This is a genomic window from Virgibacillus salinus (assembly GCF_900102415.1).
Taxonomy (GTDB): Bacteria; Bacillota; Bacilli; order Bacillales; family Amphibacillaceae; genus Lentibacillus; species Lentibacillus subterraneus.
The window spans coordinates 609,240-622,036 of record NZ_FNKD01000003.1; the positions used below are offsets into that span (position 1 = coordinate 609,240).

The following is a 12,797-nucleotide window of genomic DNA, read 5'->3' on the forward strand; positions in this document are numbered from 1 at the left end:
ATTTTAATGCAAGAAATTTGCCTGTTTAAGCTGGGGAAGAGCCTGTTTATGATAAAATAGAGTCTGTATATTAAACAAAGGAGTACAACTATGGTGACAGAAAAATTATATTATCAGGATCAGTATATGCGCAGCTTTACAGCCAGACTGCAAAAGTCGGATAGGGACGAGAAAGGGCATTTCTATGTTATTTTAAATCAAACAGCTTTTTACCCAACTGGTGGTGGTCAGCCTCATGATACGGGAACACTGAATGGTGTGAATGTCTATGATGTGGTGGAAATTGATGGGGAAGTCCGACATTACATAGAGGAGCCTGCTGAGATACATGAGACATATATTACAGGTGAAATTGACTGGAACCGGCGCTTTGATCATATGCAGCAGCATACTGGACAGCATATTTTGTCTGCTGCATTTGAAGAAGAATTTAACTATAAAACAGTTAGCTTCCATTTAGGTGCGGAAATTTGCTCGATTGACCTTGAGGTAGAAAGCCTTCCAGATGAGGAAACAGCTCACGTGGAAAAAATCGCAAATAACATTATCATGGAAAATCGTCCTGTTGATACAAGATGGGTGTCAAAGGAAGAACTATCAAATTTTTCGCTGCGGAAAGAAGTATCCGTTGTAGATAATATTCGTCTCGTTATCATTCCGAATTTGGATTATAATGGCTGTGGCGGAACACATCCAGACTCGACTGGACAGGTAAGTTCTATAAAAATTTTGCACTGGGAAAAGCAAAAGAAGAAAAAGATACGTGTTTACTTTGTTTCTGGAATGAGAGTTCTAAAACAGCTCGATGAAAAACATAAAGTTATTCAAGAATTAACGAATACGTTGAACTCCCCACAGCAGGATTTGAATGAAACGGCAATTCGGAATTTGCGTATGAATCAAGGACTTGAAAAAAAGGTCAATGAGTTGAACATGGAAATGATTGAATATGAAGCAGAGTCCTACATTGAACAGGCAGAGTCTCAGAACAATTGGAAAATAGCAAAAGCAATCTTTTATGATAGACCAATGCCGGAACTTCAGCAACTGGCCAAACGGATTACCGCCAAATCTGATGGTATACTGGTATTGCTTATTAATGGAAAAGGGGACAAACTCCAACTTGTTTGTTCGAGAAGTAATGATGTGGTAATTAATATGAATGATTTAGTTAAAAATACCCTGCCCGTAATTGATGGAAAAGGCGGTGGAAGCGATTCAATTGCGCAAGGTGGGGGAGATAGATTAATTTCAGCAGAGGAATTGATGATGGAGTTAATGAACCAAGCAGCAGGATTTAAAAACGAATAAAAGCCATCCTAGATTTTTGGAAGGTGAATGTTTAACCACCTGTTTAGAAAAATATAGGTGTAAGTAATCGATGCCTCCTGTAGTGTAGAGAAGCAGGGTAGGTTTTCTTTTTTAGATTAATCATTTACAATCAATAATGGAACTTTAACTGTATTTGGTAACGGAATTTTTTTATCTTACTTTATTTAATGAGTTTTTCGATATGAATGAGTATTACATAGGAGGAACACACTTGGAATCAATCTTACTTGAATATGGATGGACATTATTAATTCTAATTGGTCTTGAAGGTTTGTTATCGGCTGATAATGCGCTTGTAATGGCAGTTATTGCCAAGCATTTACCAGTTGATCAGAAAAAAAAGGCAATTAACTATGGTATTATTATGGCTTTTTTCTTTCGTTTTGGTGCTTTATTTGCAATTTCTTTTATCGCGAATGTTTGGCAGGTACAAGCCATTGGTGCGGCCTACCTTCTCTACCTAGGTCTGAAGCATGTGATCAAGGTACGGTTCGGTAAAAAGAATGAAAAAGTTGAAGAGGATAAGAAAGGAGAATCCAAAGGCAAGGGATTCTGGCCGACTGTTGGTAAGATTGCTTTAGCAGATCTTGCATTTGCGATTGATTCAATTCTTGCAGCTGTTGCACTTGCTCTTGGACTTCCGGATTCTCCAATTGGTGATTTCGGCGGGATGGATGGCGGTAAATTTGCTGTGATAGTACTTGGAGGAATTGCTGGCCTTATATTAATTAAATATGCAGCGACTTGGTTTGTTCAGTTGCTTGAAAAGCGTCCGGCTCTAGAAACAACTGCTTATGTGATCGTAGCCTGGGTTGGTGTCAAGCTTGCTTTACTAACCCTTGCGCATGATGATATTGGCGTATTAGCTCATGATTTTCCTCATAGTACAGCCTGGACCCTTACGTTCTACGGAATCCTCGTGGCTATCGCCCTATTAGGCTGGTTTGCACCGGGTAAAAGAACATCCAAAGATGATGGTGAGGGAACAACAGATGGAAAATAAGGACAAGGAGTACTTACTGCGATGACTAGCCAAGATGTATGAATACAAATAACCACCCTGAGCCTGCGCAAGCGTTTAGGGTGGTTATTTTATATTTCTTTATGTGACCGCACCTTCGAACGGCTTCCCCTCAGAAGGTTGCGAGAATCATACTTTTTGATTAACCCACACTTATAATCACAGCCATTTTACTATCTAACGCTGTTGTTAAACTAAAGTACCCTTAATTCAATGAAACCTCCATTTTTCTTCCCTTCGTTGTCATCCCAATGGACCTATAAAATTCAATGGCAGATGTATTTTCTTCGGATACTCCTAATTCAATACCATCAACTCTGAGGCTCCTCCCAAAATCAAAAACGTATTTAGTTAGTTTTTTTCCGATACCTTTCTTTCTATGTGTTTCAGCGACGCATAAACTGTTTATAACTAATACTTTCCTCGCTTTAACAAAAGAATTTTCAATTGTTTCTTCTTCCTTTGTCACTATAACACCGACTATATCATTGCCTATGGTAGCCACAAAAATATGTTGTTTGCTATCAATCAACTGGCTTTCAAAGAACTCTTGCTCGACTGGAGTGATATTCTCTTTGTACAAATCTGGTCTTACAAAAACGTGGAATTCATGAACCTGCCTAAATAACGGCAACAAAAAATCGTAATCGTTTTGCTCGACATTTCGAATAGATATATCCATATTTTTTTCTACCTCTCAATAATTGTTTAATTGGTATTTTACCACAAATGTAATCTAGAATGACCATCAATCTAATTTGGTGGTCATCTCATTTTAATAGTATTTTATTTTTATAAAACTGTAGTGTAATCTGAGTCCTAAATTTGTTAGGTGACAATAGCCAGTGTTGTCTACATTTTGACCTACAAATTAGTATGCAATTTGGCATACATAAATTTACCATTAAACTGGAAATTGATTAGTTTTGATTAATTTTACAAGATATTCTGATTATTTATGTTAAGCTAAATGAAGATATTGTGAACAATTACACTTAACCTGCAGTTTAATTGAATATGACTGACTAATTTGACTGGATATTTAAAGTTAAAATGGATGATTTGATAGTAAAGGAAAAAAGGGGAAAGAAATATGTTTAATTATATAAAGTTTAACCTGAAAATGTTCCCAGCCTATTTAGTATTAAGTTTTTTGTTACTATTCAATATTTTGCTTGGTACGGAAGGCGATAACTATTTAAAAGATATATCAGGTGCAATTTTTCAACTTGTCATTCTTATGCTTATTCCAAATGTTTTTTATATGGTTCGTCATAACGAAGACAAAGGGAATATTCTAGGGTTTTTAGGAATAATACCACTTATTCCTCTTCCATTTATCCTTATAGCAATTCTAATGAGAATTGTATACCTTTGAATATTTTTTATTCAACTAAACTGCTGCACTTTAGTAGAAGAAGTGATGAAAATAAATATAAGAAAAATCTCAGTTAATTTTAATTGGACTGAGATTTTTTAAATTTTAATTATAAGTGTCACTACAAAATACGGTGTAATTCGTTATGCAAATCTAGGTACAAATAATAGTGTGATTCCAAGTTTTGCGATAGGTAACGGACCTTGTTAGTGCTTTATAATGTGTTTTTTGCACCATTGAAGTGAACCCGTTAATGAATTCCGAACGTTTTTTTATTTTAACTCCCCCTAGTGATTTAAAGGTAGTCTATCTAAATTATATGGTAACATAACCCAAGCTGGGAGAATATCATACTATGTAAAGAAAGGAGAGGTGTTTAGTGTACAATAATATGCAGATGAATCCTAATGAATATCAGGGAGATTACCAACCTGACCAAATTAAAGGGCTATGTAAACAGTATATGAGCTACCATGTCATAGGACAGCTAAGCGATGGATCACAGGTTGATGGAATTATCGATAGCATGGATGAGGAAGGTGTGACCATGTTAGTTCCAGAAGAAGTTGATGAAAAACAAATGAACAGACAATTTGATTATGGATATGATTATAACTACGGACGGCCTCGAAGAAGATTTCGTCGATTCCGCAGACAGCGATTCCCGTTTCGCTTTTTCAGAAGTTTATTCCGTTACCCATATTACTACCCTCCTTATCCCTGGTACGGATACGGTGGAGGATTCTATTAATAGCTACTTTAAAGGTGATTTAAGGCAGTTTAAATGCTGCCTTTTATTATTGTTTAGGAAATTATAAAGTTTAAGTGCTGTGGATAACTGGAATTCCGAATCAGCGACGTCCAGCTCCGACGTACAGGACGTACTAGTGCCAGTGACGCCACAGGACGTGGCGTTCTCACCGGCCAGCGCCTAGCGCCTAGTGGACTTCCCTCCCCGTGTTTACGATAAGAAATAAAGGATGTTCGACTAAACCCACCACATCCTGTGGCAACGTCGAACTATCCCACGTCCTGTAGGGCAGCTTACGCTCTTAGGGTATCCTTTATCTCAGGGGAAAAGGAAGATCGACTAAGACCGCCGTTTTGCGCGGCAACGTCGACCCACCCGCAGCGCTGAGCGCAGTCCATACGGCGCTGAACAGGCGCTTGCGCTTTTGTTCTGGAGTTGTACCATTGCTTCGGTAGATTTCAGGTACTAGCGAACAGTATTAATAACACGAACTCTAAATCTGTTCCTTACTATCATCACTTCGGTATTCTAAAACATCTCCAGGCTGACAATCTAAAGCCTTACAAATACCCTCCAAAGTAGATAATCGAATCGCTTTTGCCTTTCCATTTTTCAATATAGAAAGATTAGCCATCGTAATTCCAACCCTCTCCGAAAGTTCAGTTACGCTCATTTTCCTTTTAGCCAACATTACATCAATATTGATTATAATCGCCATATTACTCACCTCAGACCGTTAATTCATTTTCTGATTTTATATTAATCGCTTCCTGCAAAAGTCTTTGGAGAACAGCAGCAAAGACAGCAATGACTAATGGAGCAAGAATAAAGAGCATTCCAACCAATATGACACCCGGGGCATCATCTAATTCCGCAAAGATATAGAAGAATGGCATACCAACCACATATAAGCCACTGATTGTCATTGCACAGTATTTTATATTTTTTAGAACTTTTACAGATATTTCCGAGAATGCTTTGTTCTTGTCAATATAACTTAAAAGTTTAAAAGCCTGATACAATGCAACGAAAAACGGTATTGCCGATGCATACATAATTATTAAAATGCCATATAGTACATAAGCAAACTCCGAATTACTTTCTGCTGCTTCTTTAGCTATGATAGGCAACCCAAATATACACAAAGCAAGAATCGGAAGTCCAATAAGAATAACAGCTATTTTTAAAAAGAGTGTTGATCCACGTTTCATAAAAAGCACCTCACTTATTTATTTATCAAATTGACTTTACCATATTATTTATTGTTTTACAATAATAAAATGTTGAATAGTATTATATTATTATTGTTTGGAGGATTATTTTTGGTAAGGAAAAAGCATTAACTATTTTATGATGAAGTATTAAAGACATGGTAGCAGGAATGAGGGGGCAAGTGAGCGGAATGTGGATTTCAAACTAGTAAAGTGGATTGTGATTCCGCTAAATGGTGAAAAAGCCGTCCTGTAAGGTTGGATCGGTTCCTGGTTCCGTTATTTACCCAATAACAATGGAAAATGTGGTCGCAAAGGGTAAATAGAGGAATAAGGATTACATAACACGATAAAAATAGGCATTTTATAGGAAATAACGGAATGAGGATCCGCCAAATCTGTGGGCACAATCCTGAACGATTGGTCTTATAGTGGAACAAGATGAAAAACGCTTAGATTGTATTAGGGCGTTTCTGCTGGCTATTTATATTTGTCAGAACTTAAATCTAATACTCTAGCTCAATCTAGCGGGGCAATCGTCAAACATAGATTCAAGAATCCGAATAATTAAATAAAAATGCCAAGCCAAACCCCATTAATCATCGCAAGTATAAGGATTATTTTCTCATATGCAGAGACTTGATAATGATTATCTATCTGCATTTTGAGGACTAATAAAATGGCAGTCCCTACCACAGCTAACGTTCCAATCATTGCCAAGATACGATCGGTTCCTAGCCAGACCGCACATAATCCGACCAGTGTGAAATATAACAGGGCGGGTAAACGACTGAACGCAGATCCGAATTTTTCATAAGCCCAGACGACACTTGTTTTCTTAATAGGAGAAGCGTTTCTATCAGCCTCTCGATCTGGTATATGATGAACCATTACCCAGGCTAAACAAAATAAGGCATTGATGAGTGCGTTTTGCAGAGCCCATGTCGGGATTGAATCCAGCGTCAGCCAGGCACCGGCAAGCCCGAGTACAAAAACAGACGGAAACATAGACAGCCATTCCCCAATAAAGGGACGATAACTGAATTGAATTGGACGGAGCGAGTATGAAATGGCTCCCCATAAACCGATGGCAAGTAATAGAGCGATTTTAAAGTAACCAAATATGATTAATCCTACGACAATCAAACTTAGTGATAAAATAAGCCATTTACCCAGCAGCCAGAGTGAAGAAGCAGAAATAACACCAGTCTGAATGACACGACTACCACCTGACAAAATTGCCGGGCTGTTTTGATCTGTTCCTGATTTATAGTCAGCGAAGTCATTCAACACATGCGTCAATACTCCGTGAATCAGGAAGGCGCCAAATAGTAATAACAGGAATATCAAGAGCAATTTATTAGGAGCGACAGTATAATACAAGAATATGGGAAGAACAGTAGAAACTATTGTCGTAATGCTTGAAGAGACTACCGCTATTGACCGTAATAGAATCCAGCTATTTTTGATTGGGGCTAGTAGCGATTGATTCATTATCTTTTCTAACTCCTTTTTCTAATGCATATCACTTCTACTGTACACTATACCCTTTCTGGAAAGATATGAAAGCTAGAATTAGTATTTTCGGATGGAGATAAGGTGTCCTGTTATGAATAATTTCATTATTCATAACTACTATCGATTGTTGTGGGTGAAAAGTGGCATGGAGAGGGAATGTTATTGAAATTTAATATAATTAGGTTCCATCCATCTAAAATTTTTCTACTATTTGTCCTGCTATTTACTAAAATATGCCAAAATTGGGAAAAGTAATAAGTATGTAATTATTATAGATTAGTAACAAGTTGGGAGTAAGATGAGAATTCTAATGGTACTCAATTGAGGGCAGTAGGGATGGAATTTGACGCAGTTATTATATATAACTATGATGATTATAAAATGAATGAAAATGATTTTGGAAGAAAATTGCTATATGTTGCTACAACTCAGGCATTACATGAATTGGTTATTTTTTAAATTATCTTTGATAAATGAATACTGCATACACGGTAAAAACAGAAGTGATTCCAAATGCTTCTGTTTTTTATATACAATTAGATGAGGTGGTCATGAAATGAAGAAGTTGGACAAATATATATATGAATCTACAATCCCTGGTTGGGAAAAAGTAAAGCATGGGAGATATTCTTTAATATAAGATAATCTTATAATAAAGTAGCTCTGATTAGTAGAAGCCTATTATCAGGAAATTTGTAGTACAACTGTTCTAATTCATTTAATTAACTACATATGTTTGATTTTTGTGATATATTACAATTAGGAAATCATTGGTAATAGAAGATGATTAATTTGGAGGGATGATGATTTATGTATTTACAGGATATATTACCTAAAATGTCTAAGTTGTATCTCGGACGAATTGTTGATAGTTTTCTTAAAGATGTACGAATGGATACGGAAGAAGAAATGCGAGAAGTTATTATAAGGAATGTTGATGAGTTCCAGAATAAAGAACGTGTAAAAAGAAATCTTAATTTTAATACTGAAATTAGAGATATCACACTATTAAATGAAATGATCTTACTATCCTTAATGGAACAGCAAGGTTACCTTCTAAGTGAAAGCGATTTGATTAATGAGGTTGAAAAGCTGGAATCTGAAATTGTGGAACAAAGCACTGATGACGATTATATAAAAACTGCAATATGTAACGATGCAGAAAGAATTTACAGTGCTGTCTTAATAGAAGCATGGAAGAAAGACGATTCATTAAATACCCATGAAATTAATATATTAAATGTTTTACGTAAAGAGCTTGATCTCTCAAAACGTGATCATTATCTATTAGAAAGTCGAATTGGTAGATTCCCTCAGAAAAATAATAAACTTCACACCACAAAACAGATTGAAAAATCCTTGAGAAATTTGCAATCAAGAGGTCTGATTCTACGCTTCAAAGAAGATACTTCATATTACATCATTCCAAAGGAAATTGCTCGTATTGTCCGATATGAAATGGGTGGAGAATTAAGGAATGAAGTTTATGAAACATTACTTAACGATCTAAATGTTAACCAGTTAAAAGTCATATTAACTAGTTTAAACATTAATATTAGCGGCAAGAAAAGCGATATGATTGAACGGATTATCAAGCATAACATACTACCTTCCACTGCTCTCAATGCTTTTGGGACTAAAGATTTATCAGATATATTAAAAAATCTAGAAGGAGCTAAAGTTAGTGGTACTAAGGGTGAAAGGGTACAAAATATTATAGATTACTATGAAAATATATCTACACCTATTTCAACCGACCCAACAGATAGTAGGTCTAGACTTTATGACTTTTATGAGGAACTAGCTTCTAGAGATTATAAAGCATTACGTGTTAATAAAATCATTGATAAGGACCTTAATGTCGAGAAATATTTCGAGGAAGCAACTCGTTATTTATTTGAAAAGAAATTAGGATTGGAACTAGTTGACATGAAAGGGTCGAAACACGCTGACGGTAAACTTAAATATAGTTCAAAGGAAGTAATATTATGGGATAACAAAAGTACAGAAAAACCATATACCTTCCCAGAAAGCCATTTCGATCAATTTATCGGATATATTCGCTCAGATGAAACGAGAGTGACAACCTTCTTAGTTGTAGTCCAAGACTATACAAAGGAAGCAGTTGCACAAGCTCAAAAACTGAAAGCATTTTCAGAACAAGATACAGATGTTGCTCTGATAAAAGCCTCAGATTTAAAGTATGTAGCTGAAGAATGGAAAAGCTATTCCGACCAGAAAAATCCTAAATTTAATTTACAAGTGTTTAATCTTACAGGAGAATTGAGTCGGAATTTACTAATGAGCAGGATGGCGTGGGCAATTTAGCTATTGAAGTATTAATCAAAATAGGAACCAACAATTGTGATGTGTGGTGTAATAATTAATGGATGTTCTCGAACTCAATGAAAGAATAGACAATCTTACTATTTGGAAAAAAGGAGATCAGCGGGCTCCGCATAAGCCGCTGTTAATATTATTTGCTCTTGGCCAGGTTCAGGCTACTAATTCAAGACTTCTACAATATGAATTTGTAAGAAATAAATTAATGGAATTGTTAATAGAATTTGGTCCTGTACGGAAATCCTATCATCCAGAAGAACCTTTCGTACGATTGAAGAATGATGGGATTTGGGAGTTGAATGGTGAGGTGAATTATCAGAGCCCCAGCAATAAATACTTGCTTACTAATAATATTGCAGGTGGATTCACTCGTGAGGTTTTTAATCATTTAACTGAAGATTCGAATCTGTTGCAGGAAATTGCCCAATCCATTTTAGATAAACATTTTCCGGATACCATTCATGAAGATATAATTAAATCAGTTGGTCTAGACTTTAATTTTTATAAGCGGAAGAAACGCGACCCTTATTTTAGAGAGAAAATACTAAGAGCATATGGATATAGTTGTGCGGTCTGCGGGTTTAACGTTCGGCTTTCACATACATTGGTAGGGATTGAAGCCGCACATATTAAATGGCATTAGGCAGGCGGGCCAGATCTAGAAGAAAATGGATTGGCTCTTTGCTCACTACACCACAAACTGTTTGATAGAGGTGTGTTTACAATTTCAAAAGATCGAAAATTGATCGTCTCCCAAGATGCCCATGGAACTAGTGGCTTTAAAGAAATGCTGTTAGATTATCATGGTCTGATGATAAGAAAGCCAATTGAACCTGTATACTATCCTAATAATTCTTATTTAGATTGGCATGTGCATGAAGTATTTAAAGGACCAGAAAGGTATGTTGTTTGCAGTTAAGAAATCCTATTTTACTGCATAAATGCTAAGGCTTTCGACATTATGGCTAGGCGAATTTAAAGTTTTCTAAAGTGTGGTATTGAAATGGTTGGTGACGATATTGAAAAAATAAATATATCAACATTTAATTGGTATTAACACCTTAAATAGAAATTATAGGTTGTTAGTAAATTGTTTTTATTGTATTTTTGAGTATAAACAATTAGCAATCACTTGTATGTTCAGAGTTATCTAGAATTATTGGTGCCTATGTTAAAATAAACATATTGTGTGAAGGGTTGTTCTTTAGTACAGATATAATATAGGTTGTTATCAATTGTGAAGATATTACTTACATAAGTTGTGCGATTGTTGTACGAGAAGCAATTGTATTATTCAAATAGAGGTGTTATAAGAATGTCTAATAATAATCCTGGTTGTTTGGGGATTTTTTTCAAATTTATTGGAAAATCACCAAAAGAGAATGTTAAGGAAGAAACTAAATTACCGTATGCTATGAGGGATGACTTTTTATCTAATGCGGAGTTATCCTTTTATAAAGTACTTCAGCAATACATAGGAAATAGAGCAATAATATGTCCCAAGGTTTCTCTGCAAGATATTTTCTTCGTACATGCGAGTAATCAAAGTGAAAGAAGTACCTATAATAATAAAATTAGCAGAAAACATGTTGATTTTCTGTTGTGTTCAACAGACACGGTAAAACCTTTTTGTGGAATTGAATTAGATGATCGATCTCATCAAAGAGCTGATCGAATAGAACGTGATAAATTTGTTGAAGAAGTTTTTGAAATAGCTAATTTGCGATTAGTTAGATTTCAAAATAAGAAAGCATATTCTTTCGCAGAGCTACAAGAAAAACTAGATTCTGTACTTGAAGACGTTGATCGAATAGAGTCTAAACATAGTCAGGAAGTAACCACTGATTCTAACAATGGTTCAGTTCCTCAATGTAAAAAATGTGGAGTGCCAATGGTAAAACGTGAAGCAAAAAAAGGTGATTATAAAGGACAAGAATTTTATGGCTGTCCTAATTTCCCAAAGTGTAGAGAAGTTGTTTATATTTCATAGGTATATAAAACGGAGTATAATTGATTGGATATCACTAGTGAAACTTGGTTTTAAGCATATTGACAGTATAATGATACAAACATATCCTAATAATAAAAACAAGGCATCAAGCACTACTTGACGCCTACTACAGACCGCATAAGAGCAATTGATCAATTGAAGAAGTAATCGCTTGCCATTGGTAGGGGCGGTTGCTTCATTCTATTTAGAAGGAGCGTGAAAGGGGACAGCCCAGATGAAATTAAGTGTATTGGATCAGGCACCGATTTCAAGAAATTCCGATGCCAAAGAGACGTTGAATAACACATTAAAGCTTGCGAGAATAACAGAAGAGTTAGGGTATACAAGGTATTGGGTTGCCGAGCATCACAATACAAATGGATTGGCTAGTACATCGCCGGAAGTACTGATTACACGGATTGCATCGCATACAGACACAATACGCGTTGGTTCAGGAGGAGTGCTGCTTCCCCAATATAGCCCGTATAAAGTGGCGGAGAATTTCAAAACGCTTGAAGCATTTTTTCCAGATAGAATTGATTTGGGAGTTGGACGTTCTCCGGGTGGATCACAGACTACCCGCTTGGCATTGACCGATAGCGTCAATAAAAGCCTGCGCGATTTTCCAAGACAGCTAGCCGATTTGCAGGGTTTTCTGCATAATACGTTACCAAAAGAGCATCCGTACCGCATGGTAAAAGCGGCTCCGCGGTTGGAGAGTGTGCCACCAATATGGGTGCTGGGTCTGTCGGAACGAGGTGCCCAGAATGCTGCTGAATTAGGACTTGGATTCGTATTTGGACATTTTATTAAACCAACTAACGGCCAGGCAGTTATGGAAGCATATCGAAACAGTTTTCAATCCTCGCCAAGCCTTGACCAGCCAGAAACGATGGTATGTATATTTGTTGTGTGCGCCGACACGCAAGAAGAGGCAGAAGAACTGGCTTTGAGTCAGGACAAGTGGCTATTAAGTGTCGGAAAGGGAGCGGATACGAAGGTTCCTTCGATTGAAGAAGTGAAGAATAAAAAATTCAGCGATGAAGAATTAAACGAAATCAAGAAAAACCGTGATCGCTGTATTATCGGAACACCGGAAAAGGTCAAAAAAGAACTGATGCGTCTCAGTGAGTTTTATCAGACAGATGAATTTATGATCATAACAAATATCTATGAATTTGAAGCAAAAGTGCATTCGTATAGGTTGCTTGCAGAAGTTTTTGATATTGAAAGATGATGTAGGGACTGAAGTG

The 12,797-nt window shown here is 36.3% G+C and carries 12 protein-coding genes and 1 pseudogene; 9 read left to right on the plus strand and 4 right to left on the minus strand.

What is annotated here, in order from left to right; translation table 11 throughout:
- Positions 1-90 precede the first annotated feature (90 nt).
- Complete coding sequence (locus tag BLS02_RS15030; protein WP_092493835.1) at positions 91-1,311, plus strand: alanyl-tRNA editing protein; 1,221 nt, start codon at positions 91-93, stop codon at positions 1,309-1,311.
- A gap of 232 nt (positions 1,312-1,543) precedes the next feature.
- The gene (locus BLS02_RS15035; RefSeq protein WP_092493836.1) at positions 1,544-2,335 is read left to right on the plus strand and encodes a TerC family protein; all 792 of its coding nucleotides are present in this window, start codon (positions 1,544-1,546) and stop codon (positions 2,333-2,335) included.
- Between the two features lie 223 nt (positions 2,336-2,558).
- Here the strand turns inward: BLS02_RS15035 and BLS02_RS15040 are convergent, their stop codons facing one another.
- The gene (locus BLS02_RS15040) at positions 2,559-3,035 is read right to left on the minus strand and encodes a GNAT family N-acetyltransferase (protein ID WP_092493837.1); all 477 of its coding nucleotides are present in this window, start codon (positions 3,033-3,035) and stop codon (positions 2,559-2,561) included.
- A gap of 411 nt (positions 3,036-3,446) precedes the next feature.
- Between BLS02_RS15040 and BLS02_RS15045 the strand changes: the two genes are divergently transcribed.
- On the plus strand, positions 3,447-3,731 hold the full coding sequence (locus BLS02_RS15045) for a hypothetical protein (RefSeq protein ID WP_092493838.1): 285 nt from the start codon (positions 3,447-3,449) through the stop codon (positions 3,729-3,731).
- Between the two features lie 379 nt (positions 3,732-4,110).
- Positions 4,111-4,482: a hypothetical protein gene (locus BLS02_RS15050; protein WP_254788785.1), complete on the plus strand. Its 372-nt coding sequence runs from the start codon at positions 4,111-4,113 to the stop codon at positions 4,480-4,482.
- 493 nt (positions 4,483-4,975) lie between these two features.
- Here the strand turns inward: BLS02_RS15050 and BLS02_RS15055 are convergent, their stop codons facing one another.
- The 3 genes from BLS02_RS15055 to BLS02_RS15065 form a co-directional block, all read right to left on the minus strand.
- A complete protein-coding gene (locus BLS02_RS15055) occupies positions 4,976-5,200 on the minus strand; it encodes a helix-turn-helix domain-containing protein (RefSeq protein WP_092493839.1) in 225 nt (74 codons plus the stop codon).
- Positions 5,201-5,210: 10 nt separating this feature from the next.
- Positions 5,211-5,693, minus strand: a complete 483-nt coding sequence (locus BLS02_RS15060) for a DUF2975 domain-containing protein (RefSeq protein WP_092493840.1) — start codon at positions 5,691-5,693, stop codon at positions 5,211-5,213.
- 567 nt (positions 5,694-6,260) lie between these two features.
- Positions 6,261-7,187 (minus strand): prenyltransferase, encoded by a 927-nt coding sequence (locus BLS02_RS15065; protein ID WP_092493841.1) that lies wholly within the window; start codon positions 7,185-7,187, stop codon positions 6,261-6,263.
- A gap of 360 nt (positions 7,188-7,547) precedes the next feature.
- Between BLS02_RS15065 and BLS02_RS19360 the strand changes: the two genes are divergently transcribed.
- The 5 genes and pseudogenes from BLS02_RS19360 (at position 7,548) to BLS02_RS15085 (ending at position 12,781) form a co-directional block, all read left to right on the plus strand.
- Positions 7,548-7,670: a hypothetical protein gene (locus BLS02_RS19360; protein WP_302846747.1), complete on the plus strand. Its 123-nt coding sequence runs from the start codon at positions 7,548-7,550 to the stop codon at positions 7,668-7,670.
- 351 nt (positions 7,671-8,021) lie between these two features.
- Entirely contained in the window at positions 8,022-9,539 is a 1,518-nt protein-coding gene (locus tag BLS02_RS15070; protein WP_092493842.1) for an SAP domain-containing protein, read from the plus strand.
- Between the two features lie 58 nt (positions 9,540-9,597).
- Positions 9,598-10,473: pseudogene (locus BLS02_RS15075) on the plus strand (phosphorothioated DNA-binding restriction endonuclease).
- A gap of 396 nt (positions 10,474-10,869) precedes the next feature.
- Positions 10,870-11,544 carry a DUF2726 domain-containing protein gene (locus tag BLS02_RS15080; protein ID WP_092493843.1) on the plus strand — a complete coding sequence of 225 codons (675 nt, stop codon included), beginning with the start codon at positions 10,870-10,872 and terminating at the stop codon, positions 11,542-11,544.
- Between the two features lie 235 nt (positions 11,545-11,779).
- Positions 11,780-12,781, plus strand: coding sequence for an LLM class flavin-dependent oxidoreductase (locus BLS02_RS15085; RefSeq protein WP_092493844.1), 1,002 nt, complete (start codon positions 11,780-11,782; stop codon positions 12,779-12,781).
- Positions 12,782-12,797: the final 16 nt, after the last annotated feature.